This window comes from Amycolatopsis oliviviridis (genome assembly GCF_014654365.1).
Taxonomy (GTDB): domain Bacteria; phylum Actinomycetota; class Actinomycetes; order Mycobacteriales; family Pseudonocardiaceae; genus Amycolatopsis; species Amycolatopsis oliviviridis.
In genome coordinates this window covers 543,052-566,791 of the sequence record NZ_BNAY01000003.1, presented here as the reverse complement: position 1 = coordinate 566,791, position 23,740 = coordinate 543,052, and the positions used below count along the sequence as shown (strand labels likewise).

Genomic DNA, 23,740 nt, shown 5'->3' with positions numbered 1-23,740 from the left:
GTGTACTTTCACGCCGCTGAAACGATCGGCGGGCCGGAAAGCGACCACTGGATGTGCGGATTCCCCATTCTTCGTGGGCCGTACGGGCGCTAAACGCGACTAAAGGCGGGGGCTGAACGGTGCCCGAGCTGCGTCGATGTGATGCCCATTACTACCCGGATGTCCGTAATGCAAGGTCTTCCTTGGGGTGAAAACGCGACTTAGTCTCAGCCTGCGCTCCTCAGTGAACGCGCTTCACCTCTGATTCACCCCAACGATCCGGCGGGCGATTCATGCCCGTGGGTCGACCCTGCCTGGGAGGAATATCTTGAACAATTCCCTGGGATCCTTGAAGAGACGACTGCCGGTGTTCGGTGTCACGGCGGCCGTCGCCGTGCTGACCGCGCTCGGCGGCACCACTGTCGCGTCGGCGGCGGAGGGCTCGATCGTCAACGCGGGCAGCGCGAAGGCGATCAAGGACAGCTACATCGTCGTGCTGAAGGACGGCTCGTCGGTCGAGGCCACCGCGAAGAGTGTGACGAACCGCCACGGCGGCACGGTCGAGAAGACCTTCGCGTCGTCGGTTCGCGGCTTCTCCGGCGCGCTGACCGAAAAGCAGGCGAAGCGCGTCGCCGCCGACCCCGCCGTCGCCTACGTCGAGCAGAACCAGACCGTCTCGATCTCGACGGATCAACTGAACCCGCCGTCCTGGGGCCTGGACCGGGTCGACCAGCAGAGCCTTCCGCTGGACCAGAAGTACAGCTACAGCACCACGGCGTCGAACGTCACCGCGTACGTCGTCGACACCGGCATCCTCACCACGCACCCCGACTTCGGCGGGCGCGCGACCCACGGCCGGGACACCGTCGACAACGACAACGACGCCACGGACTGCCAGGGTCACGGCACGCACGTCGCCGGCACCATCGGCGGTACCGCGCACGGTCTGGCCAAGGGTGTCAAGCTCGTCGCCGTCCGCGTGCTGAACTGCTCCGGTTCCGGGACGACCGCCGGCGTCATCGCCGGTGTCGACTGGGTGACCGCGAACGCCGTCAAGCCGGCCGTCGCGAACATGAGCCTCGGTGGCGGCGCCTCGGCGACCCTCGACCAGGCCGTCCAGCGGTCGATCGCGGCGGGCATCACCTACGGTGTCGCGGCCGGTAACGACTACGGCCAGAACGCGTGCAACACCTCCCCGGCCCGCACGCCCGAGGCGATCACCGTCGGCTCGACCACCAACACCGACGCCAAGTCCGACTTCTCCAACATCGGCACCTGCCTCGACATCTTCGCGCCGGGCAGCGGCATCACGTCGACCTGGCTGAACAACGGCACCAACACCATCAGCGGCACCTCGATGGCGACCCCGCACGTCGTCGGCGCGGCGGCTCTCTACGCCTCCGCCAACCCGTCGGCCACGCCCGCTCAGGTCCGTGACGCGCTGGTCAACGCCGGCGTCAAGGGCAAGGTGACCAACCCGGGCACCGGTTCGCCGAACGTGCTGCTGAACACCGGCTCCGGTGGCCCCGGCCCCGAGCCGACGCCCTGCGGCACGCAGACCAACAGCGGCGTCGTCGCCATCCCCGACGCCGGTGCCGCGGTGACCAGCACGATCACCGTCGCGAACTGCGCCCGCAACGCTTCGGGCACCACCAAGGTCGCGGTGAACATCACGCACACCTACGTCGGTGACCTGGTCATCGACCTGGTCGCGCCGGACGGCACCTCGTACCGCCTGAAGGGTTCGAGCAACGACTCGTCCGACAACATCAACACCACGTACACCGTCAACGCCGCGGCCGAGGCCGCGAACGGCGCCTGGAAGCTCAAGGTGCAGGACGTGTACCGGGTCGACACCGGCTCGCTCAACAGCTGGTCGCTGACCGTCTGATCCACCCCTGGAGTACGTGAAGGCCCCCTTCCTCCTGCTGGGAAGGGGGCCTTTCCGTGTGTCCATAATAGACTAAGTGGACCTGTGTCTTTGTCAAAAGTTCGTCATTCGCCAGGCTGTGACCCGGAATCTGTGGGTGCTGGGATGCAAGATCACCTGCAGGCCTAGCCGGCGGGGGCGGGGGCCACGGTGTGACTCGCGCCCAATCGGGGCGTTCGTCCACTGAGGACCGCCGAAGGGCTCTACCCTCTGCGTATGCAGCCCGGACCGCCCTACCAGCAGGGCCCTCAGCCGCCATACCCACCGCAGGGCTACCCGGGTTACCCGCCACCCGGGTACGGTCCGCCGCCCAAGAAGTCGAACACCGGGCTCGTCATCGGGCTGGTGCTCGGCGCCGTGGTCCTGCTCGGCGGTGGCGGCGTCGCGGCCTTCCTGGTGCTGTCCGACGACTCCGGTTCGTCCTCGTCCGCGGCGCCGACGTCGTCCAAGAAGACCGGCCCGCCGGACAAGTACACGTCGATGCCCGGATGCGAGAAGATCGGCAACGGGGTGCGGAACCTGCCGCCGCTCGAAACGCCGAAGGGCGAGGAACCGGCGAGCACCTCGAACAACGACATCATCTACACGTCCTCCTCGTGCTCCTGGCGTGAGTACGGTGCTCCGTCGGCTTTGGTGACCATGTACCTGGCGAAGTCGAAGGAGCCGGGCACGGGCTCCGGTGAGGACTGGGCGAAGGCGGGCTACGACAACGCCATGAGTGACGGCGGGGAAGTGATCCCTACGCTCGCGAAGGCGACCAAGGCCGGCTACAACAACATCCGGTCCGAAGGGCAGTGCTCGATCAAGCTCTACCAAGGCAACGTCGAAGCGCAGATCATCGTGAGCGGTGCCGAGCCGACCAAGCCCATCGATCAGAAGCTGTGCAAGGAGAACGCCTTGAAGGTCGCCAAGGCGACCTCCGAGGCGATCGGTTAGGCGAGCTTCTCGACCTGGACCTGCCCGGTCGGCCCGTCGCCGAACGGGTTCTCCCAGCCGTGCCATTCGGCGGCGAGGACGTAGAGCTCACGCCCGTCCTCGCCGCCGATCGTGCAGGAGAAGCAGCCTCGGTCGGCCTCGACCTTCTGCAGCACCTCGCCTCCTTCGCGGACGCGGACGCAGTGCTTGGCCGCCACGTCCGCGTACCAGACGGCGCCCTCGGCATCGAGGGAGATGCCGTCGGGGTGATCGCCGCCGAGGTCCGCCCACACCCGCCTGCCGGACAGCGAACCGTCGTCAGCGATGTCGAACGCGGTGAGGCGGTTTCCGTACGACTCGGCGACGATCAGCGTCTTGTCGTCCGGGGTGACGGCCATGCCGTTGCCGAACAGGATGCCTTCGGCGACCTCGCGGACCTCGCCATCGGGGGTGACGACGGCGAGGACACCGGGTGCCTGGAGGTCGTGCGAGCCGTTGACGAAGGCGTTCCCGCTGCCGTCCGTCACGACCTCGTTGCAGAAGGCGGCGACCGGGCCGAGGTCCGCGTAGACGCTCAGGTCCGCGTTGAGCAGGTTGGCGTTCGGGCCGTCGACGATGAGCAGGCGGCCGTCGGGAAGCCAGTCGAACGTCAGTGGCATCGCGTTCGGCACGGTCGCGATGACTTCACTCTCGCCACCGGGGGTGACGGCGAGGATCTCGCCGACGCCCCAGTTCGCCAGCCAGAGCCGGCCGTCGTGCCAGCGGGCGGATTCGGGGAGCTTGAGGCCGTCGAGCAGGGTGTTCATGGTGTCTCCTTCGGTCGTTTGACCCCTACACGAACGGGCTCCGCCGTTTTCGACACCCCAAGTACGTGAAGGCCCCCTTCACTGCGTCTAGCGCAATGAAGGGGGCCTTCACGTACTTCTCAGGCGATCAGTCGAAGGCCCGCGCGATCAGCGCCTTCTGCTCGACCTCGTGCACCTTGGACGAACCGGCCGACGGGGCCGCCATCGGACGGCGCGAAACGACGTCCAAGCTGGAGAACACCTCCGGCAGCTTCCGCGGCAGGTTGAGGCCGAAGAACGGCCACGCACCCTGGTTCTCCGGCTCCTCCTGGACCCAGACCGCGGGAGCGCCGTTGTAGCGCTCGAGCGCCGCCAGCAGCTTCTTCTTCGGCAGCGGGTAGTACTGCTCGACCCGCACGATCGCGACGTCGTTCGCCTCGCGCTTGGTCCGCTCGGCCACCAGCTCCCAGTAGAGCTTGCCGGAGGTCAGCAGGACCTTGCGCACCTTCGCCGGGTCGACGACGGCGTCGTCGATGACCGACATGAACTTCGTCTGGCCGGTGAAGTCCTCGACCTGCGAGGTCGCGGCCTTGTTGCGCAGCATCGACTTGGGGGTGAAGACCACCAGCGGGCGGTTGACTCCGTCGAGCGCGTGGCGGCGGAGCAGGTGGAAGTAGTTCGCCGGGGTCGACGGCACCGAGACGGTCATCGAGCCCTCCGCGCACAGCGAGAGGAAGCGCTCGATGCGGCCGGAGGTGTGGTCCGGGCCCTGGCCTTCGTGGCCGTGCGGCAGCAGCAGCACGACGTCGGAGAGCTGGCCCCACTTGGCCTCGCCGGAGGAGATGTACTCGTCGATGACGGTCTGCGCGCCGTTGACGAAGTCACCGAACTGCGCTTCCCACATGACCAGCGCTTCGGAGTTGGCCACGGAGTAGCCGTATTCGAAGCCGACCGCCGCGTACTCGGACAGCGCCGAGTCGTAGATCATCACACGGCCCTGGTTTTCGGCCAGGCTCGCCAGCGGCGAGTACTCCTGGCCGGTCTTGCGGTCGATCAGCACCGAGTGGCGCTGGGTGAAGGTGCCGCGGCGGGAGTCCTGGCCGGACAGCCGCACCAGGCGGCCTTCCATGGCCAGCGAACCGAAGGCGAGCAGTTCACCGAAGGCCCAGTCGATGCCGCCTTCGCGGGACATCTTGTGGCGGCGCTCCATGACCGGCTTGACCCGCGGGTGCGGGGTGAAGCCCTCGGGCACGTTGAGGAAAGCGTCGCCGATGTGCTCGATGGTCTCGGAGGTGGTCGCGGTGGGCACCTTGGCGGGGACCTGCTGCTCCTCTTCGACCGAGGGGCTGGCCTTCGCCGGGTGCTTCTCCAGCTCGCGGACCTCGTTGAACACGTGCTCCAGCTGGCTGGAGAAGTCGCGCAACGCGGCCTCGGCCTCTTCGACGGAGATGTCGCCGCGGCCGATCAGCGATTCGGTGTAGGTCTTCCGGACCGAACGCTTCGTGTCGATGATGTCGTACATCGCCGGCTGGGTCATCGAGGGGTCGTCGCCCTCGTTGTGGCCGCGGCGGCGGTAGCAGATCAGGTCGATCACGACGTCCTTGTGGAACGCCTGGCGGTAGTCGACGGCCAGCTTGGCCACCCAGTGCGCGGCCTCGGGGTCGTCGCCGTTCACGTGGAAGATCGGCGAGCCGATCATCTTCGCGACGTCGGTGGCGTACTGGCTCGACCGCGAGTGCTCGGGCGCGGTGGTGAAGCCGACCTGGTTGTTGACGATGACGTGCACGGTGCCGCCGGTGCGGTAACCGCGCAGCAGCGCCAGGTTCAGGGTCTCGGCCACGACACCCTGGCCCGCGAAGGCCGCGTCGCCGTGCATCAGGACCGGGAGGACGGTGAAGCCCTCGCCACCCTTGTCGAGGATGTCCTGCTTCGCGCGGACGATGCCCTCGAGGACCGGGTCGACGGTCTCCAGGTGCGACGGGTTCGCGGTCAGCGACACCTTGGTCTCGCCGTCGCCGAACATGCGGAAGTACTTGCCCTCGGCGCCGAGGTGGTACTTCACGTCACCGGAACCGTGCGCCTGGCCCGGGTCGAGGTTGCCCTCGAACTCCTGGAAGATCTGCGCGATCGGCTTGCCGACGATGTTCGCGAGCACGTTCAGGCGGCCGCGGTGCGGCATGCCGATGACGACCTCGTCGAGCTCGTGCTCGGCGGCCTTGTCCAGCAGCGTGTCCAGCAGCGGGATCGCGGTCTCGCCGCCTTCGAGGGAGAACCGCTTCTGGCCGACGTACTTGGTCTGCAGGAAGGTCTCGAACGCCTCGGCGGCGTTGAGCTTCGAGAGCACGTACTTCTGGACGGCGGGGTCCGGCTTCTCGTGCGGGATCTCGACGCGGTCCTGGATCCAGCGGCGCTCCTCGGGGTCGAGGATGTGCGTGTACTCGATGCCGACGGTGCGGCAGTAGGAGTTGCGCAGCACGCCGAGGATGTCGCGCAGCTTCATGCGTTCCTGGCCGGCGAAGCCGCCGACCGGGAACTCGCGGTCCAGGTCCCACAGGGTCAGGCCGTGGGAGAGGACGTCGAGGTCGGCGTGGCTGCGCTGCCGGTAGTTCAGCGGGTCGGTGTCGGCCATCAGGTGACCGCGCATGCGGAAGGCGTCGATCAGCTCGATCACGCGCGCGGTCTTGTCGACCGGGCCGTCCGGGATGTCGGCGACCCAGCGGATCGGCTCGTACGGCAGGCGCAGGCTGGTGAAGACGTCGTCGTAGAAGCCGTCCTCGCCGAGCAGCAGCTCGTGGATGCGCTTGAGGAACTCGCCCGACTCCGCGCCCTGGATGATGCGGTGGTCGTACGTCGAGGTCAGCGTCATGATCTTCGACACGCCGAGGTCGACCAGGGCCTTCTCGCTGGTGCCCTCGAAGTGCGCCGGGTACTGCATGGCGCCGACGCCGATGATCGCGCCCTGACCGGCCTGCAGCCGCGGCACCGAGTGGTTGGTGCCGATGCCGCCGGGGTTGGTCAGCGAGATCGTGGTGCCGGAGAAGTCGTCGGCCGTCAGCTTGCCGTTGCGGGCCTTCTTGACGATCTCCTCGTAGGCCTGCCAGAACTGCATGAAGGTCATGTTCTCGGTGGCCTTGATGGAGGCCACGACGAGCGTGCGGGCGCCTTCCTTGCCCTTCATGTCGATCGCGAGACCGAAGTTCACGTGCTCCGGCGTGATCGCGAACGGCTTCCCGTCGATCAGCTGGTAGTGCCGGTTCATGTTCGGGAAGTTCTTCAGCGCCCGGACCATCGCGTAACCGATGAGGTGCGTGAAGGAGATCTTGCCGCCGCGCGTGCGCTTGAGGTGGTTGTTGATGACGATGCGGTTGTCGGCCATCAGCTTCGCCGGGACGGCGCGCACACTCGTGGCCGTCGGCACGGACAGCGAGGCGTCCATGTTCTTCGCGATCGCCGCCGCGGCGCCGCGGAGCTGCTTCGACTCCGGCTCGGCGTCCTTCTCGGCGGGCTTGGCGGGGGCCTTCTCGGCGACCTTGGGCGCCGCCGCCTTCGGAGCGGGCTTGGCCGCTGCCTTCGGGGCGGGCTTCGCCGGGGCGGTCTGCTTCGCGGTGGGCTCGGTCTTCGGGGCAGGCTTCGCGGCCTGGCCGTTGGTGCCCGCGCCGTCCTTGGCCGTCTCCGTGGACGTCTGACGTGCGCCGTCAGCCTTGGCCTTCGCGTCCTGCGTTGGCTTGAAGTCCGCGAAGAAGTCGTGCCAGGCGGCATCGACTGAGGTGGGGTCGGCGAGGAACTGGTCGTACATTTCCTCGACAAGCCACTCGTTGGGGCCGAATTGTGACGCAGGGCTGCTGCTGGACACGGCTTGGACTCGCCTCTATCCGTCTCGAGATCTTGAACACCGCTGATGCGCCTACCAGGCTAACCCCCTCGGTGGCAGCCGTGTGATGGAACTGGCCTGTGTGAGGCGTGGCGCACTAGGTGATGGGTCACTGTCTCGATCAAGAGATCGAAACCGGAGCACCCCGCCTGCCCTGCCTCGGCCGTTCGGGGGAGCGGGGGACCTTTGCTGTCGTTTCACCGTCTGCGCAGGTCAGGTCACTGATTGGTCGGTAAAGGTTGGCTGGGTGGTCGTGCCCGGACAGCCTGGAGTTCACGTCGGAGGGTTTTGCTGGGTGGAGGATGCGGCCGGTGTCGTGCCGGCCGCCGATCGCCCCCGAGGTGGTGGCAGCCGATGTGGCTGGACGAGTGTCCGTCGTTCTGGGACGAGGGGCGTGTGCGCCCGTTGGTCACCGAGTCCGGCAAGGTCGTCCTGATGTGCGACTCGTGCTCGGCGGTCTGGCCGACACTCGACGACTTCAAGGAGATGGAGCACGTCGAGCCCGACGAGCCGGACTGGGCGGTGACGGCCGGGGTGCACGTCCGGCCCGGGACCTTCCGGTGGGCCTCGGAGCGCGACCTGGAGGTCGCCGGGATGAGCGGCCTCAAGTGGCGGCCCTAGGCGTACGGGCGCTCCGCGGGTAGCAGCGCTTCGGCGTCTTCGATGCGGTTGGCCGCGACCAGGGCGCCGATCTCGCGCATGACCGGGGTGACGTCGGTGACCGCGGTGATCCATTTGTCGACATAGCGATCGACGGCCTCGCCGCTCAGCCCCATCTGGAGCGACCGGTGCTTCAGCGCGCCGAGCCGGATGCTGCGTTCCGGATCCCACTGGATGCGAACCGGACTGGTCTTGACCTCGGTCCGCCACGCCTTCTGGTCGGCGTGGACGCCCGCGTCGTAGTGGCTGAGCGCCGCGTGTTCGAGCGCCCAGGCGAATCCCTCGCGAGTGATGTCGAGGGCGAGTACGCGCTCCTGGCCGGGCTTCGTGGCCCAGCCGCAGCGGTACGCCATCCACAGGAAGGACGGCTTGATCCAGGTCATGCGTTCGCGTTTGAACGGCGGCACGAACGTGCCCGCCTTCAGCGCGGCGTCGGCGATGGCCGGCGAATACGCCTGATAGACGCGGATCGTGGTTTCGGTGTGGACGGCACGGATCTGCCGCGCCGGGATCTCTTCTTTCATTTGCGGTACAGCGTGACAGGCGCGGGGTTCGCACGCGACCGAAATTCCCTTGCCCGCCGGGGCATGCTGACGTCATGGCATTGCTGCGCAAGGGGTCACGACGGATCGTGGTCGACGACACGGCTTACCGGTGGATCGTCCGGCGTAAGCCGACCTACTCGCAGGAGGACGGATGTCCCCTGTCCTACGCGGTGGAACTCGAGGACGCGCGGGGTGCGGTGCTGGTGGTCCAGACGGACCACGCGCATCCGTTGAACTATCGGGGATTCCCGTCGAAAGCGGTGCTGCCTTCCGATGTGGAGCGGGCGATCCGGCTGGCGCTGGAGCGCGGGTGGGAGCCGACGGCTCCGGGGGCGCAGTTCCCGCTGGATCTCGCTGCCGGACGGAGCTTGCGCGGAAGGGCGACGTGACCGGCACGGTCTTGATCAACGGAGGATCGGGGACGTTGAGTGTCCCCGATCCTCCGTTGATCAAGATCCAAGGACCAGCGGCCGGGCGACGATGCAGGAATCGGGACATCCGACGTCCCAATTCCTGCATCGTCACGCGGCCGTCCGCCGGAAGCACCACTTACACGCAAGTCAGACGTAGGTAGGTAACGCTGGTTCGCCCTGACGCTCTTGCCCACTCACGAGAAACTCAGCCCAGGGACCACAGGCGCGCGTAGTGGCCGCCCGCGGCGACCAGATCGGCATGGGTGCCCTGTTCGATGATCCGGCCGTGGTCCAGCACCACGATCCGGTCCGCCTTGGCGGCGGTGGCGAGCCGGTGCGCGACCACGAAGGTCGTGCGGCGGCGCGCGAGTTGTTCCGTCGCGCGCAGGACGGCGGCTTCGGTGGACGGGTCCAGTGCCGCGGTCGCCTCGTCGAGCAGGAGGACGTCCGGGTCCACGAGTTCGGCGCGGGCGAGGGCGACGAGTTGCCGCTGCCCGGCCGAAAGCGACCGTCCGCGTTCACCGACGGGCTGATGGAAACCGGCGGGGAGCGCGGCGACACCGTCGAGCGCGCCAACCGACCGGACCGCCTCTTCGACTTCCGCGTCCGTCGCGGAAGGCCTGCCGTAGCGCACATTGTCGGCGACGGTCCCCGAGAACAGATGCGCTTCTTGGGGTACCACGCCCATTCGGGTGCGCAGGGCGGCCAGGTCGTACTCGCGGATGTCGGTGCCGTCGATCCGGACCACGCCGCCTGTCGCGTCGTAAAACCGCGCGACGAGCTTCACCGCCGTCGATTTCCCGGCGCCCGTCGCCCCGACCAGCGCGACGGTCTCCCCGGGTGCGACGTCCAGCGAAAGCTGTGTCAGGGCGGGTTCGTCTGTTGCGGTGTAAGCGAAATCGACGTCCTTGAAGGAGACCTCGCCCCGCAGCCGCTCCGGGACCGCGAGCGGTTTCTCCGCTTGCGGAACGGAAGTCGGTGTGCGCAGGAGATCGCCGATGCGCGACAGGCCGACCCGTGCCTGTTGATAGCCGTCGAACACCGAGGACAGTTGCTGGATCGGCGAGAAGAACTGACCGAGGTACAACAGGAACGCCACCAGCACACCGGCCGACAGGGTGCCCGCCGCGACCCGGTTCGCGCCGACGATCAGCACGACCACTTCGGCCAGTCCGGAAAGCATTGCCGCGAAAGGGAAGTACGTCGCGACGAGACGCTGGGCGCGAAGCCGTGAGCGCCGGTACTCGTCGCTTCGGGAGGCGAACTTCTCCGCCGTGCGCTCCTCGCGCGTGTACGCCTGCGCGACCCGCAGCCCGTTCACATTCTCCTGCATGTCCGCGTTGACGGCGCTGACCCGTTCCCGGGCTTCGGTGTACGCCTTGGACGACGCCCGGCGGAAGATCACCGTCGCGACGACGAGGAGCGGCAGCACCGCGAGCGCGTACGCCGCCAGCCCGATGTCGGTGATCATCAGTGCCGCCGCGATCCCGACGAGGGTCAGCGCACTCACGACGGCTTGGGCGACACCGGTCTGCAGGAACGTCGAGAGCGCGTCGACGTCGGTCGTCATCCGGGTCATGATCTTCCCGGACAGTTCGCGTTCGTAGAAGTCGAGCCCGAGCCGTTGCAGATGCGCGTAACTGCGTACGCGCAGCGAATACAGCACCGTTTCGCCGACGCGCGCCGTCATCCTGGTCTGGAGGTAGACCACCAGCCAGTCCGCGAGGATCACCAGCGCGCCGATCCCGGCGGCCAGCCAGATCACCGCCTCCGCCCCGGCGCGCACGCCGTTGTCGATGCCGTGCTGGTACAGCGCCGGCATCGCGATGGTGGCCAGCGCGTCCGCCGCGACCAGGCCGATCACCACGGCGAGCGGGCCGCGCACCGGTTTCAGCAGGCGGCCGAGGCGGAACTTCGGTTCGGGCGCGGTGACGTCGGTGCCCGGCAGGTGCGGGACGTCCGTCGCGGGCGGCAGCTTCCGGACGCCCTCGATGAGTTCTTCGCTCGGCGGCAGGTTGACGTCCCACTCGCCGCCGGTGCCCTTGCGTTCGTTCGCCAGGTCGTCGGCCTTGTCCTGCTCCGGCCACAGGGCCGGGGTGATCCCGGCTGGACCGCAGTCGAGACCCTCGCAGCGATGGGGTTCCTCGACGTCGTCGCCCGGTCCCGCGACGAGTTCGCGGAACAGCGCGCAGCGCGCCAGCAGTTCCTCCTCGGTACCGACGTCGACGACGCGCCCCTTGTCCAGCACGGCGATCCGGTCGGCGAGGGCGAGGGTGGAGCGGCGGTGCGCGATCAGCAGGGTCGTCCGGCTCGCGGTGACCGAACGCAGCGTGTCGTGGATCGCCGCCTCGGTGACCGTGTCGATGGCGGACGTGGCGTCGTCGAGGACCAGCACACGCGGGTCGGTCATCAGCGCCCTGGCCAGGCCGAGCCGCTGCCGCTGGCCGCCCGACAGCGTGAGGCCGCGCTCGCCGACGAGCGTGTCGTAGCCGTCGGGGAGGCGCTGGATGAACTCGTCCGCCTCCGCCGCCCGCGCGGCCGCGCGGATCTCCTCGTCGTTCGCGTCCGGCCTGCCGTAGGCGATGTTGTCGCGCACGGACGAGGAGAAGAGGAAAGCCTCCTCGAAGACCACGCCGATGGCGCTGCGCAGGTCGTGCTGCCGCACGTCGCGGACGTCCAGGTCGCCGACCTGGACCGACCCGCTGTGCACGTCGTAGAACCGGGGCAGCAGCAAGGAGATCGTCGACTTGCCCGAACCGGCCGTGCCGACCAGCGCGAGGGTTTCGCCCGGCCGGGCTTCCAGGGTGAGCCCGTCGAGCACGGGTTCCGACCGGGTGTAGCCGAAGGAGACGTCCTCCAGGCGGACGCCGAGCGGGCCTTCGGGCAGCGGCCGCGCGTCCGGGCTGTCGACGACGTCCGGCTGCGCGTCGATGAGTTCGTTGACGCGTTCCGCGCCCGCCCTGGTGAGCTGGGCCTGGACGACGAGGCTGGAGATCATCCTCGCCGGGCCGATCAGGATGGACAGATAGGTCGCGAAGGCCAGGAAGGTGCCGAGGCTGACTTCGCCGTTCAGCGCCAGTACGCCGCCGACCGCCAGTACCGCGACCTGACCCGCCGCGGGCAGCGCCGCCGTCGTGGCCGTGGGCAAAGCGGACAGCCTCGCCGCGCGCATGCGTTCGGCGAAGAGCTTCTTCGCCGTCTTCTCCAGCTTCGCGACTTCGCGCGCCTCCTGGCCGAAGCCCTTCACGACGCGTACGCCGGTGACGGTCTCTTCGACCTGCTGCGCGACGTCGGCCGCGCGCTGCTGGGCCGCCCACGTCGCCGGGAAGAGCCGCTTCCGGCTCACCGCCATGATGATCGCGATCGCCGGGGCGACCACCATCGCGATCAGGGTCAGCGTCGGCGACATCCACAGCATCGCGCCGAGCGAGAGCAGCGCGAAGATCACCGAACCCGCCGAGAGCGGGACCTGCATCAGGACCGACGTGACCAGTTGCAGGTCCGAGATCGCGCGGGAGGCGACCTGCCCGGTGCGCAGCGCGTCCTGCTTGCCGCCGTCGAGCCGGGAGACCGCGTTGAACACCTGGCGGCGCAGATCGTGCTGGACGTCGAGCGCCAGCCGCCCGCCGACGTACCGGCGGGCGAAGGCGTTGCCGAAGGTCAGCACCTGCAGCACCGCCATGACGGCGGCGAGCAGGCCGAGGTTCGAGGTGTCGCCCGCGACCGCGCTGTCGAGCGCCTCCCGGATCAGCAGCGGCCCGGCGGCCTGCAACCCGACGCCGATGATCGCCGCGCCCAGCGACAGCACGACCAGCCACGGGTGTTTCCAGCACGAAGCGGCCAGACGGCGGATCCAGCCTCCGGCGGGTGCGGGGGTGGTCTCACGAGCCGGACTGGCTTGACGCGGACGAGGTGGAGCAGTAGTCACCCCGCCAGAGTAGGCGGCCGGACCGACAAGATCGGCCGGTTCGCCCAGGGCCGAATGACATGAAAGGCCCCTTCATTGCAAAATTTGCAATGAAGGGGCCTTTCATGTCACGTGCGGTGGTGACTTAAGTGATGTCCTTCTTCTGGTTTACCGCCCAGCCGGCCAGGAAGAAGATCATCGTCCAGCCGAAGAAGATGAGCGCCGAGGCCCACCACGAGAACGCGCCGGGAGCGCCCGCCGCGTACTGCAGCGCCCAAGCCGTCTCGTCCTGGAGGCCGGGCACCTTCACGCCGGCGGCGCCGAACGCCTCCGCGCCGATGGCGCCCACGATGCCGTTGACCGTGCCGTTCGGCAGGACCCCGCCCAGCCAGGTGATGTCCGCGGCGCCGAACATGACGAACACCAGGACGTTCTCGACGACGAGCATCCAGATGGTCAGCGTGATGATGCTGCCGACCACACTGCGCCAGACCGCGCCGACACCGATGCCGAACAGCGTCGCCAGGATCGTCGCGAGGACACCCGCGCCCAGCACGCCCAGCCACTGGCCCGCCGTCGGCAGCCGCTGGCTGTCGACCGTGATCACGGTGCCGAGGCTCGCCGCGCCCACGATGATGACGCCGTAGATCGCGCCCCACGCGATGTAGGTGATCATCTTCGCGCTCAACGCCGAAACCCGGTTCGGGGCGGTGAGGAACGTCGTGGTGATCGTCTTCTTCGTGTACTCGCCGGCGAGGGCGAAGACGCCGAAGATGATCGGGATCATCGTGCCGATGTTGATGCCGTGCCCGAGCGCGAGCAGGCCGACGGGCAGCTCGCCGGTCGAGATGCCGAGCGCTTCGGTCAGCTCACGGGTGTCCGAGCGGCCGAGGAAGTCACTGAAGTCGTTCGTGACCATGCCCCAGAACAGGGCGAACGCGAACGCGAAGACCACCGCGGGGATCATCAGCGCCCACCACGCCTTGAGCGTGAGCGTCTTGCGGAACTCCGCCTTGATCAGGTTGCCCATCAGCCCTGGCCTCCCCAGCCCTCGTTCTGGCCCTGCTGCTGCGCCTGCTGCTGAGGCGGCGCCTGCTGGTACTGCTGTTGCTGCGGCGGCTGACCCTGCTGCTGGAACTGCTGCGGCGGAGCGAAACCGGGCGGCGGGGTGTTCTGCGGCGCGTAGCCGGGAGGCGGCCCCTGATACCCGGGCGGCGGGCCCTGATAACCCGGGGGCGGACCCTGGTAGCCCGGCGGCGGGCCCTGCTGCTGGAAACCGGGCGGCGGCGCGGAGTACTGGCCCTGCGTCAGCTGGAAGAACATCCGCTCCAGATCCGCGGTCTCCTCCTGCATGCCGTAGACCGCGATGCTCGCCTTCGCCGAGATGTCACCGATCTGCTGCACCGTCGCACCGGACACCGCGACCCGGCCGTCCGGCATCGGCGAGACCTGCGTGATGCCCGCCTCCTGCAACGCGGCCACGAGACCGTTCGCGTCCGCGGACTGCACTAGCACCCGCGACTGGTTGCTCTTGCGCAACTGATCCAGCGAGCCGTTGTACCGCGTCATGCCCTGGCTGATGATCACGACCTGGTCGATCGTCTGCTCCACCTCGTTCAGAAGGTGGCTCGAGACCAGCACCGTGCGCCCCTCACGCGCGTACGCGCGCAGGAAGTTCCGAAGCCACAGGATGCCCTCGGGGTCGAGACCGTTCGTCGGCTCGTCCAGCACCAGCACCTGCGGATTCCCCAGCAACGCCGTCGCCAGCGCCAGCCGCTGCCGCATACCGAGCGAGAACCCGCCCGCCTTGCGATCCGCCGCCGACGAAAGGCCGACCAGGCCCAGCACCTCGTCCACCCGCTGATCCGGCATCCCGATCGCCGCCGAGTACACGCGCAGGTGATTCCGCGCCGTGCGCCCAGGGTGGAAGCCCTCGTTCTCCAGCACCGAACCGACGACCCGCGCCGGATTCCCCAGCTGGTCGTGCGGGCGCCCGTTGATGGTCGCCGTGCCGTTCGTGGGCGTCACCAGACCGAGCAGCATCCGGAGCGTCGTGGTCTTCCCGGCACCATTGGGCCCCAGGAAGCCGGTCACCGAACCGGGCTCCACCGTGAAGCTCAGATTCTGGACCGCGTTGACCGCACCGAACTGCTTGCTCAGATTCTGCACCGCGATGCGGCCACTGCCGTCGTGCATACCGTCCCCTTTTGTTGACGAAGGCCGATCACGCGACATCCTGCCTCACGGGGTGAGTCCGCACTCGCGGAAGGGGTCAATCCGCCGAAAGCGACCTTCGTCACGTTCGGAGCGGTGACGATGCCGACCCCCAGCGCACCCGGGACTGGTCCGAATGGCCGCTGACTACCGGATATACGACGTAGAGAGCGGAAAATCACCGACTGCGGCGAAGGTCGGTGAAGAAGTAATTCGGAAGACATGGCAACCCCATGCAGCGCGACGGCGACTTATTACCTACGATGTAGGAGGCGGCCCGCTCCCAATGACCCCCAGGTTGGTTGAGCGGGCCGCCCTCAGCCCTCTTCCCTCACCTTGGTCGGCGCTTACGCGCCTTCCCTCGGTGAGGGCTTCGTCGTATCACCCGGGGGGCCGAGCCCCCCGGACCCCCACGGTGCGTCCGGCGGCGGTTGGCGGGTGGGTCGGCCTACGGCGCAGGGCGCCGTGGCCTGGTGAGGGTGTGGCGCGGAGTGCGTGGAGGTTTCTGTACATGAAGGCCCCCTTCCTGTAGCTAGGCGCAAGGAAGGGGGCCTTCATGTACTTGGGAGCGAGGGACCTTTGCACTGGGGTGGCAAAGGTCCCTCGCGTGGGAGAAGTGGCTTGCGGGTGGAGCTGGCGGAGCCTGGGTGGAGCTGGCGGGTCAGGCCAGGACGGCGGCCAGGTCGGTGGAGGGCAGGCCGTGCGCGGCGGCGACGGGGGCGTTGGTGAGGGCACCCGCGTGGGTGTTCAGGCCCTTCGCCAGCGAAGCGTCCGCCTGCAGCGCCTTCTTCCAGCCGTGATCCGCCAGCTGGACGGCGTACGGCAGCGTCACGTTCGTCAGCCCGTAGGTCGACGTCCGCGGCACCGCGCCCGGCATGTTCGCCACGCAGTAGAACACCGAGTCGTGGACCTGATAGGTCGGCTCGTCGTGCGTGGTCGGCCGCGAGTCCGCGAAGCAGCCGCCCTGGTCGATCGCGATGTCCACCAGCACACTGCCCGGGCGCATCCGCGAGACGAGGTCGTTCGAGACCAGCTTCGGCGCCTTCGCGCCGGGCACCAGCACGGCGCCGATGACCATGTCGGCCTCCAGCACGGACTGCTCGACCGAAAGCGCGTTCGAGGTCACCGTGCGGATGCGGCCGCCGAAGTCGTTGTCGATCTGTCGGAGCCGGTCGACGTTGGTGTCGAGGATCTCGACGTCCGAGCCGAGGCCCAGCGCGACCCGCGCCGCGTTCAGGCCCGCCACGCCGCCGCCGATCACGACCACGCGCGCCGGGTGGACACCGGGGATGCCGCCGGGCAGCACGCCGCGGCCGCCGCTCGGCTTCATCAGGGAGTACGCGCCCACCTGCGGCGCCAGCCGCCCGGCGACCTCGGACATCGGCGCCAGCAGCGGCAGCGCGCGGTTCGGGGTCTGCACCGTCTCGTAGGCGATCGCGGTGGTGCCCGCGGCCAGCAGCGCGTCGGTCAGCGGACGGTCCGCGGCGATGTGCAGGTAGGTGAACAGCACCTGGTCCGCGCGCAGCCGCGGGTACTCCTCGGCGATCGGCTCCTTGACCTTCAGCACGAGCTCGCCCTCGGACCAGGTCTCCTCGGCGGTCGCGAGAATCTTCGCGCCCGCGGCGACGTACTCGTCGTCGGAGATGGACGAGCCGACGCCGGCGCCGGTCTCGACGAAGACGTCGTGGCCGCGCCCGGTCAGTTCGTGCACACCCGCCGGGGTGAGCGCCACCCGGTACTCATGCCTCTTGATCTCACGGGGGACGGCGATACGCACGGGATGCCTCCTGGCGGCGGGGTCTACGACAAGTGCTGCCACTCACGGTGATGTACCCGGACGGCGGTGTCATCGTGTGCCGGGGACAAGATCGATGACCGATCATGGTCTTCCCGGCACAATCGCTTGACCTCCAGTCAACTGGAGCTTGCACCTTGGGTCACATGAGAGCCGTGTGGTTGAGAGAGTTCGGCGGGCCCGAGGTGCTCGTCGCGGGCGAGGCACCTGATCCGGTTCCGGCGGCGGGTCAGGTCCTGGTCGAGGTGGCCTTCGCCAACATCACCTTCGTCGAGACGCAGTTCCGGGCCGGCGGTGGCGGGCCGTTCCGCGCCGAGCCGCCGCTGATCCCCGGCAACGGCGTCGGCGGCGTGATCAGCGCGGTCGGCGACGGGGTCGATCTCGGTCTGGTCGGGACGCGGGTCGTGACCTCGACCGGCGGCTCCGGGGCGTACGCGGAACGGGTCGCGGTCGCCGCCGAGTCCGTCTTCGAGGTACCGGACGGCCTGGCCCTCGACGCGGCGGTGGCGATCCTCGCCGACGGCCGCACGGCGACCGCGCTGGTGACGGCGGCGGGCATCCGGCCCGGGGAGCGCGTGCTGGTCGAGGCCGCCGCGGGCGGTGTCGGCGGGCTGATCGTCCAGCTCGCGAAGGCCGCGGGCGCCGAGGTCGTCGGCGCGGCGGGTGGTCCGGCGAAGGTCGAGCACGTCCATGAGCGCGGCGCCGATCTGGCGGTCGACTACCGCGAACCGGACTGGGCGGCGAAGGCGGGCGAGGTGGACGTCGTGTTCGACGGGGTCGGTGGCGAGATCGGGACGACGTCGTTCGGGCTGCTCAAGCCGGGCGGCCGGATGCTGATCTACGGGCTTTCGAGTGGTTCGTGGACGGAGGTGTCCGAAGAGGACGCCGCCGCGCGCGGGGTCACCGTGATCCGGAACCTCGGCGGACCGGCCGAGATGCGGGCGTTCACCGAGTCCGCGCTCGCCGGAGCCGCCGCCGGGCGGCTGGAACCCGTGATCGGCCAACGATTCCCGCTCGACCGGGCGGCGGACGCGCACGCGGTCATGCAGTCGCGCGGCGCGATCGGCAAGACGGTGCTCGAGATCTGATGTTCGACGTCGACGAATTCCTCGCCGGTCCGCTGACGGCCAGGGTCGCCACGACCGGGCCGACCGTGCGCCCGACCTGGTACCTCTGGGAAGACCAGGCCTTCTGGATCCTCACCGGACCGTGGGCGAAGCTGGCCGGCCTCGTCCGCGAGTCGCCGTCGATCGCGGTGACGGTCGACGTCTGTGACGTCGGCACCGGGATGGTGCGGCAGGTGCTCGCGCGGGGCGAAGCGGAGGTGCTGCCGTTCGACGTCCCACGTGGACGGCGGCTGCTGAGCCGCTACCTCGGGTCCCGCGAGGACAAATGGGATGCGCGTTTTCTTTCTTACCTGCACGATGATCCCGAGGTGAAAGGGACCGTCTGGGTCCGGATGGTGCCGAAGCGATTCGTCGCCGACGACCTCGGTTATCGGGTATGACGCACGGCCGCGTTCGCTGGGGGTGGGCGCGGCCGTGCAACCTGCGAAACGGGAAATGCAGCCCGATCGAGTCAAGATGTTGATCTTACTGGCCGGTAAGCTGCCATTCTGTTCCGCATGACAAATCAGGACTGGCGGCGGGAGCGGCGTGTCCGCACCGTCGACACCGAAGGCAATCCGGCCGATGTCGTCGTTGGCCTTGTCGAAACCCCTGGACACGGCTACGAAGCCGCGCTGCGGGTCGACGGTGGCCCCGGTGTGCTTTTGCCGCTTTACCCCGGTGCCGATCTGCTCGCCGCGGTACGGCAGACCATTGAGGACGGATATCGCGCCAGCGCGCACTAGCCGCCGGATGTCAGGAAAGGGTCTTTCAGGACGGAATGTGTCTTGAAAGACCCTTTCCTGACGTCTACGTGTCTTTTTGTCGCACTACAAAGTGTTCGTTTCTGAACAGTTTCTCGTGGAATGCCGGTCAGCTCCAGCGCAGGGAAACGAGTTGCGTGATGAGCGCCAGCCGGACGTCGGGATCGTCGAGATCCAGCGGGACGAGGTCGAGCAGCCGCCGCATGCGATAGCGCAAGGTGTTGGGATGGATCCGAAGTTCTTTCGCGGCCGCGCGCGGGTCGCCGGGATGCCTCAGCCATTGATAGAGAGTGTCGACGTAGCCGCTCTCGTGGGCTTCGTCATGCGCGCGCAGCAAGCCGAGCGGACCCAGCTCGGCCACCTTCGCCGTACTCGCCGCCGTCGCGCCGCGGTGCAGCGAAAGCGCCGTCCACGCCTCGTCGAAGACCACGACACGACCAGGGACGAGCTTCGCGCGCAGCAGGCTCAGTGCCTCGTCGGCCTGGGCGCGCGACGTCGCGAGCTCGCCGATCTCGCAGGCCGAACCCGCCGCCGCACGGGGTGTCCCGCCCTTTCGCGACGAGGGCAGGGCTTCGAGCGCGGCGCGGAGTTCCGCCCAGCCGTCGCCGTCCGGGACGACGGCGTAGAGCATGCCGCCGAGTTCCGTGGCCACCGGCCGCCTGCCGACGCCCTGCGAGATCCGTTCGAGCAGGGCGAGCCGCAGGCCCTCGTCGTCACGGCCGTCGCCACCGGAGACCTCGATGACGACGACGCGGTGCGGCTCCTCGGACAGGTCGAGTTCCGCGATCGCCTTGCGCGGGCTGGCCTTCCCTTCGAGCACGGCGCGCAGGAGCTCGGCCGAGACCCGGCGCTGGGAATCGGTGTGCGCGCGGCGGCGCAGCAGGTGCAGCGCGACGACGGGCGCCGCGTCGGCGAACGCGGCCGCGCGCTCGTCGGACACCGGGCCCGCGACGACCGCCCACATCGATCCCAGCAGCTCGCCGCCCATCCGGATCGGCACGATCAGCCGGGGCAGCGTGCCGTCGCGCTGCGCGGGCACGAAGATCGTCTGCCGCCCGCGGGAAAGCTCACGGAACACCCCTCGTGACCGGAACCGCGCGAGCACGTCGTCGGGGATGCGGCGGCCCATGATCGTGGACACGCGCGCCGAGTCGGTCAGATCCTGCCGGGCCGAGTAGGCGAGCACCCGCGAGTTGGTGTCCTCGATGGTCACCGGCGCGTCGACCACCGAGGCCACGGCGTCCGCGAGCCGGAACAGGTCGCCGGAACCGGGGCCGCCGCCGTCCTCCAGCGCGTCCGACTCGTCGGCCAGGGCGTCGAGAACCGTCCTGAGCAGCCAGACCAGCTGGGCCCACGACGTCGCCGGGCGCACCTCGATCAACGCGATGTCCGCCGACTTCGCCGCCCGCTTCACCGACGGTTTCGCCGCGAGCGGCGGCTTCAGCAGGACGGCGGCGGCGCCCTTGGCCGCGCTCTGCTTGACGAGCTCGGCGGCTTCGGGCGTCTCGGTGATCGCGACGCCGAGGACGAGGTCGCCCGCGGCGAGGGTGTTGCCGGGTTCGGCGATGACGACGTCGCCGACGGCGGGGGACTCCTCGGGGATTTGGAGGGCGTGCAGCAGTGTCGGGCCGACCCTGTCGACGACACTGCGTACGGAGACCATGGTGCGATTGTCCAGCAGCTGGGACCGCCGCACACGTCAGACCTCGGGCGGGGTCCTCGCGTCGATGTCCTCGGGGGTGAACCGCTCGTAAGCGCTCGCCCGCTTCACCAGCCCTGCCTGCCCTGCCACCGCGACGAGCCTGCTCAGGAACTCCGCCTCGCGGGCGAGCTGCGGGTTGCCGTCGGCCATCCGGGGAGCACACACTCCGATCTCGTTATATCCATACTTGATACAAAGGAGCCGGAAATGGCGATTCGAGGCGTGCACAAGATCGTCGTCGAGGTGAGCGATCAGGAACGGGCGAAGAAGTTCTGGACCGAGGTCGTCGGATTCGAGGTCACCACCGACGCGCCGTACGGTGACGACGGGGGCCGATGGGTCGAAGTCACTTCAGCCGATGGGATGACGGCTCTCGTCTTGAGCACCATGTCGGAGCACGCCGAGAAACCTGAGGTGCGTGACGAACTCCCGACGGCCAACTTCTTCTTCTACGCCGACGACATCGAGAAGACGTACGAAGAGCTTGCGTCGAGGGGAGTCGAGTTCCCGGCCCGTCCGGAGAAGCAGCCGTGGGGCTGGTGGGCGATGTTCACCGATTCGGAGGGCAACCGGTTCGCTCTTTCGGAGCGGAATCCCATCTCCTGAGAGCGGTTGGGTGCTCCGTTCGGCGGAGTTAGCTTCGACGGCAACAGCTGGAACCCCTTGAACCGCTAGGAGAATCGCGATGAGCGCGGACGGATGGTCGTTCGAGACCAAGCAGATCCACGCGGGTGCGGCGCCCGACACCGCCACCGGCGCGCGGGCGACCCCGATCTACCAGACCACCTCGTATGTGTTCCGTGACAGCCAGCACGGCGCCGATCTGTTCAGTCTCGCCGAGCCGGGCAACATCTACACGCGGATCAACAACCCCACGCAGGACGTGCTGGAGCAGCGGCTCGCCGCGCTCGAGGGTGGGGTCGCGGCGCTGGCGTTCGCCTCCGGCACCGCGGCGACGACGGCGGCCATCCTCAACATCGCGAACGCCGGTGACCACTTCGTCTCCAGCCCGTCGCTCTACGGCGGCACCTACAACCTCTTCCACTACACGCTGCCGAAGCTCGGCATCGAGGTCTCGTTCGTCGAGGACCAGGACGACATCGAGCAGTGGAAGGCCGCGGTCCGGCCCAACACGAAACTGTTCTTCGCCGAGACGCTGGCCAACCCGGGCAGCAACGTCCTCGACATCCGCAAGGTCGCCGACGCCGCGCACGAGGCCGGTGTCCCGCTGATCGTGGACAACACCGTGCCGACCCCGTACCTCGTCCGCCCGATCGAGCACGGCGCCGACGTCGTGGTCCACTCGGCGACCAAGTACCTCGGCGGCCACGGCACCACGGTCGCCGGTGTGCTGGTCGACGGCGGAACCTTCGACTTCGGCAAGGACCCGGCACGGTTCCCGGGCTTCAACGAGGCCGACCCGAGCTACCACGGTCTCAAGTACTGGGAAGCCCTCGGGCCGGGCGCGTACGCGGCCAAGGCCCGCGTCCAGATCCTGCGCGACACCGGCGCCGCGATCGCGCCGCTGAACAGTTTCCTGATCTTGCAAGGGATCGAGACGCTGTCGCTGCGCCTGGAGCGGCACGTGTCCAACGCGCAGGCGCTGGCCGAATGGCTGGAGCAGCGTGACGAGGTCGAGAAGGTGTACTACGCCGGGCTGCCGTCGAGCCCGCACCACGAGGCCGCGAAGAAGTACCTGCCGAAGGGTGCCGGCGCGGTGCTGTCGTTCGATCTTCGGGGCGGTGTCGAAGCCGGACGGGCCTTTGTGGACGGTACGGAACTGCACAGCCAGCTGGTCAACATCGGCGACGTGCGCAGCCTGATCGTGCACCCCGCCTCGACGACGCACAGCCAGCTGACGCCGGAGGAGCAGATCTCCAGCGGTGTCACGCCGGGTCTCGTGCGGCTCGCCGTCGGGCTGGAAGGGATCGAGGACCTCAAGGCCGACCTCGAGGCCGGATTCCGGGCGGCCAAGGCGGCTCTGTGACCCAGGAACAGGATCCCCCTCCCGCCACCGGTGCGTGGCGGGAGGGGGATCCGCCCGGCAGGCGCCGGTTCGTCACCGGCGTCCAGCCGCTCGAAACCGGGCGCGAACTCCCGTTCACGCTCGCCTACGAGACCTGGGGGACACTGAATCCGGGCGCCACCAACGCGATCCTCGTCGAACACGCTCTCACCGGGGACAGCCATGCCGTCGGACCGGCGGAGGAAGGCCACGTCAGCCCCGGCTGGTGGGACGGCCTGATCGGACCGGGCAAGGCCATCGACACGGACGCCTTCTTCGTCGTGGTCCCGAACGTGCTCGGCGGCTGCCAGGGCTCGACCGGCCCGTCGTCGGCGCATCCGGACGGAAAACCTTGGGGCGGCAGGTTTCCCGCCGTGACCGTCCGGGACCAGGTGGCCGCCGAGGTCGTCCTCGCCGACGCGCTGGGCATCGGCCGGTGGGCCGCGGTGCTCGGCGGATCCATGGGCGGGATGCGCGCGCTGGAATGGGCGGTGGGCGAGCCCGAGCGGGTCGCGGCGCTGCTCGTCCTGGCGTCGACTGCGCAGGCGTCGGCGGACCAGATCGCCTGGGCCGCGCCGCAACTGCACGCCATCCGGTCCGATCCGGGCTGGCACGGCGGCGACTACCACGACGTCCCTGGCGGCGGCCCGCACGCCGGCCTCGGCGTCGCCCGCCGCATCGCGCACGCGACCTATCGCAGCGAAGCCGAACTGGCGCAACGCTTCGGCCGCCGTCACCAAGACGGCGAAGACCCGCTGCGCGGCGGTCGGTTCGCCGTCGAGTCCTATTTGGACCATCACGCCGGGAAGCTGTCCCGGCGGTTCGACGCGGGCAGCTACGTGGTGCTCACCGAATCGATGAACACCCACGACGTCGGCCGCGGCCGGGGCGGCGTCGCGAACGCGCTCGGCCGGATCACCGCGCGCACGGTCGCCGCCGGGGTGGACAGTGACCGGCTCTACCCGCTGTACCAGTCGCAGGCGATCGCGGACGGGGTCGCTCGCGCCGAGTTCGCCGTCATCGGCTCGCCCTACGGGCACGACTCGTTCCTGATCGAGACCGAGCAGATCGCCCGGCTGGTGAAGCCGCTGCTCGCCTGACCGAGCTGACGCGTTTCGTCCTCTGGATGCGGTACTTGCACGCGCAACT

General features: G+C 68.8%; 19 protein-coding genes. 10 read left to right on the top strand and 9 right to left on the bottom strand.

The genetic code is table 11. From position 1 onward, the window contains the following. Window positions 1–307 precede the first annotated feature (307 nt). Window positions 308–1,870 carry a S8 family peptidase gene (locus IE302_RS15755; protein WP_191255253.1) on the top strand — a complete coding sequence of 521 codons (1,563 nt, stop codon included), beginning with the start codon at window positions 308–310 and terminating at the stop codon, window positions 1,868–1,870. 255 nt (window positions 1,871–2,125) lie between these two features. Continuing rightward, complete coding sequence (locus IE302_RS15750; RefSeq protein ID WP_191255252.1) at window positions 2,126–2,845, top strand: hypothetical protein; 720 nt, start codon at window positions 2,126–2,128, stop codon at window positions 2,843–2,845. On the opposite strand, the gene IE302_RS15745 is transcribed toward IE302_RS15750, so the two are convergent. Both IE302_RS15745 and IE302_RS15740 read right to left on the bottom strand, forming a co-directional pair. Then, window positions 2,842–3,630 carry an SMP-30/gluconolactonase/LRE family protein gene (locus IE302_RS15745; protein ID WP_191255251.1) on the bottom strand — a complete coding sequence of 263 codons (789 nt, stop codon included), beginning with the start codon at window positions 3,628–3,630 and terminating at the stop codon, window positions 2,842–2,844. The genes IE302_RS15750 and IE302_RS15745 overlap by 4 nt on opposite strands. Window positions 3,631–3,757: 127 nt before the next feature. After that, window positions 3,758–7,462, bottom strand: coding sequence for a multifunctional oxoglutarate decarboxylase/oxoglutarate dehydrogenase thiamine pyrophosphate-binding subunit/dihydrolipoyllysine-residue succinyltransferase subunit (locus IE302_RS15740; RefSeq protein WP_191255250.1), 3,705 nt, complete (start codon window positions 7,460–7,462; stop codon window positions 3,758–3,760). A gap of 372 nt (window positions 7,463–7,834) precedes the next feature. Between IE302_RS15740 and IE302_RS15735 the strand changes: the two genes are divergently transcribed. After that, the gene (locus tag IE302_RS15735) at window positions 7,835–8,101 is read left to right on the top strand and encodes a hypothetical protein (RefSeq protein ID WP_191255249.1); all 267 of its coding nucleotides are present in this window, start codon (window positions 7,835–7,837) and stop codon (window positions 8,099–8,101) included. Here the strand turns inward: IE302_RS15735 and IE302_RS15730 are convergent. Then, window positions 8,098–8,664 (bottom strand): DUF4291 domain-containing protein, encoded by a 567-nt coding sequence (locus IE302_RS15730; RefSeq protein WP_191255248.1) that lies wholly within the window; start codon window positions 8,662–8,664, stop codon window positions 8,098–8,100. The two genes, IE302_RS15735 and IE302_RS15730, sit on opposite strands and share 4 nt — an antisense overlap. 74 nt (window positions 8,665–8,738) lie before the next feature. Here IE302_RS15730 and IE302_RS15725 point away from each other — a divergent pair, with 74 nt between their 5' ends. Further along, window positions 8,739–9,074: a hypothetical protein gene (locus tag IE302_RS15725; protein WP_191255247.1), complete on the top strand. Its 336-nt coding sequence runs from the start codon at window positions 8,739–8,741 to the stop codon at window positions 9,072–9,074. Between the two features lie 229 nt (window positions 9,075–9,303). Here the strand turns inward: IE302_RS15725 and IE302_RS15720 are convergent, their stop codons facing one another. The 4 genes from IE302_RS15720 to ald form a co-directional block, all read right to left on the bottom strand. After that, entirely contained in the window at window positions 9,304–13,026 is a 3,723-nt protein-coding gene (locus IE302_RS15720; protein ID WP_373307994.1) for an ABC transporter ATP-binding protein, read from the bottom strand. A gap of 124 nt (window positions 13,027–13,150) precedes the next feature. Further along, window positions 13,151–14,035 carry an ABC-2 transporter permease gene (locus tag IE302_RS15715; protein ID WP_005150670.1) on the bottom strand — a complete coding sequence of 295 codons (885 nt, stop codon included), beginning with the start codon at window positions 14,033–14,035 and terminating at the stop codon, window positions 13,151–13,153. Continuing rightward, window positions 14,035–15,201 (bottom strand): ABC transporter ATP-binding protein, encoded by a 1,167-nt coding sequence (locus IE302_RS15710; protein ID WP_191255246.1) that lies wholly within the window; start codon window positions 15,199–15,201, stop codon window positions 14,035–14,037. The genes IE302_RS15715 and IE302_RS15710 overlap by 1 nt, the downstream gene beginning before the upstream one ends. A gap of 679 nt (window positions 15,202–15,880) precedes the next feature. Beyond that, a complete protein-coding gene (ald, locus tag IE302_RS15705; RefSeq protein WP_039915265.1) occupies window positions 15,881–16,996 on the bottom strand; it encodes an alanine dehydrogenase in 1,116 nt (371 codons plus the stop codon). Between the two features lie 164 nt (window positions 16,997–17,160). Between ald and IE302_RS15700 the strand changes: the two genes are divergently transcribed. The 3 genes from IE302_RS15700 (at window position 17,161) to IE302_RS15690 (ending at window position 18,866) form a co-directional block, all read left to right on the top strand. Further along, a complete protein-coding gene (locus IE302_RS15700) occupies window positions 17,161–18,102 on the top strand; it encodes a zinc-binding dehydrogenase (protein ID WP_191255245.1) in 942 nt (313 codons plus the stop codon). Then, window positions 18,102–18,521 (top strand): pyridoxamine 5'-phosphate oxidase family protein, encoded by a 420-nt coding sequence (locus tag IE302_RS15695; protein WP_191255244.1) that lies wholly within the window; start codon window positions 18,102–18,104, stop codon window positions 18,519–18,521. The genes IE302_RS15700 and IE302_RS15695 overlap by 1 nt, the downstream gene beginning before the upstream one ends. A gap of 117 nt (window positions 18,522–18,638) precedes the next feature. Continuing rightward, window positions 18,639–18,866, top strand: coding sequence for a hypothetical protein (locus tag IE302_RS15690; protein ID WP_005150660.1), 228 nt, complete (start codon window positions 18,639–18,641; stop codon window positions 18,864–18,866). Between the two features lie 127 nt (window positions 18,867–18,993). Here IE302_RS15690 and IE302_RS15685 read toward each other — a convergent pair whose 3' ends face one another. After that, window positions 18,994–20,547: a PucR family transcriptional regulator gene (locus IE302_RS15685; protein WP_191255616.1), complete on the bottom strand. Its 1,554-nt coding sequence runs from the start codon at window positions 20,545–20,547 to the stop codon at window positions 18,994–18,996. 36 nt (window positions 20,548–20,583) lie between these two features. After that, complete coding sequence (locus IE302_RS15680) at window positions 20,584–20,736, bottom strand: hypothetical protein (protein WP_191255657.1); 153 nt, start codon at window positions 20,734–20,736, stop codon at window positions 20,584–20,586. A 57-nt stretch (window positions 20,737–20,793) separates the two neighbouring features. Between IE302_RS15680 and IE302_RS15675 the strand changes: the two genes are divergently transcribed. The 3 genes from IE302_RS15675 to metX all read left to right on the top strand — a co-directional run bounded on the left by IE302_RS15675 (window position 20,794) and on the right by metX (window position 23,691). Further along, a complete protein-coding gene (locus IE302_RS15675; RefSeq protein WP_191255243.1) occupies window positions 20,794–21,192 on the top strand; it encodes a glyoxalase superfamily protein in 399 nt (132 codons plus the stop codon). A gap of 79 nt (window positions 21,193–21,271) precedes the next feature. Then, the gene (locus IE302_RS15670) at window positions 21,272–22,573 is read left to right on the top strand and encodes a bifunctional o-acetylhomoserine/o-acetylserine sulfhydrylase (protein ID WP_191255242.1); all 1,302 of its coding nucleotides are present in this window, start codon (window positions 21,272–21,274) and stop codon (window positions 22,571–22,573) included. Then, on the top strand, window positions 22,570–23,691 hold the full coding sequence (gene metX / locus IE302_RS15665) for a homoserine O-acetyltransferase MetX (RefSeq protein WP_191255241.1): 1,122 nt from the start codon (window positions 22,570–22,572) through the stop codon (window positions 23,689–23,691). Before IE302_RS15670 ends, metX begins: the two co-directional genes overlap by 4 nt. Window positions 23,692–23,740 lie beyond the last annotated feature (49 nt).

Coding starts and splice junctions, on each gene's coding strand:
- IE302_RS15750 (WP_191255252.1), top strand. CDS start 2,126: ATGCAGCCCGGACCGCCCTACCAGCAGGGCCCTCAGCCGCCATACCCA.
- IE302_RS15745 (WP_191255251.1), bottom strand. CDS start 3,630: ATGAACACCCTGCTCGACGGCCTCAAGCTCCCCGAATCCGCCCGCTGG.
- IE302_RS15735 (WP_191255249.1), top strand. CDS start 7,835: ATGTGGCTGGACGAGTGTCCGTCGTTCTGGGACGAGGGGCGTGTGCGC.
- IE302_RS15730 (WP_191255248.1), bottom strand. CDS start 8,664: ATGAAAGAAGAGATCCCGGCGCGGCAGATCCGTGCCGTCCACACCGAA.
- IE302_RS15725 (WP_191255247.1), top strand. CDS start 8,739: ATGGCATTGCTGCGCAAGGGGTCACGACGGATCGTGGTCGACGACACG.
- IE302_RS15715 (WP_005150670.1), bottom strand. CDS start 14,035: ATGGGCAACCTGATCAAGGCGGAGTTCCGCAAGACGCTCACGCTCAAG.
- IE302_RS15710 (WP_191255246.1), bottom strand. CDS start 15,201: ATGCACGACGGCAGTGGCCGCATCGCGGTGCAGAATCTGAGCAAGCAG.
- IE302_RS15700 (WP_191255245.1), top strand. CDS start 17,161: ATGAGAGCCGTGTGGTTGAGAGAGTTCGGCGGGCCCGAGGTGCTCGTC.
- IE302_RS15695 (WP_191255244.1), top strand. CDS start 18,102: ATGTTCGACGTCGACGAATTCCTCGCCGGTCCGCTGACGGCCAGGGTC.
- IE302_RS15690 (WP_005150660.1), top strand. CDS start 18,639: ATGACAAATCAGGACTGGCGGCGGGAGCGGCGTGTCCGCACCGTCGAC.
- IE302_RS15685 (WP_191255616.1), bottom strand. CDS start 20,547: ATGGTCTCCGTACGCAGTGTCGTCGACAGGGTCGGCCCGACACTGCTG.
- IE302_RS15680 (WP_191255657.1), bottom strand. CDS start 20,736: ATGGCCGACGGCAACCCGCAGCTCGCCCGCGAGGCGGAGTTCCTGAGC.
- IE302_RS15675 (WP_191255243.1), top strand. CDS start 20,794: ATGGCGATTCGAGGCGTGCACAAGATCGTCGTCGAGGTGAGCGATCAG.
- IE302_RS15670 (WP_191255242.1), top strand. CDS start 21,272: ATGAGCGCGGACGGATGGTCGTTCGAGACCAAGCAGATCCACGCGGGT.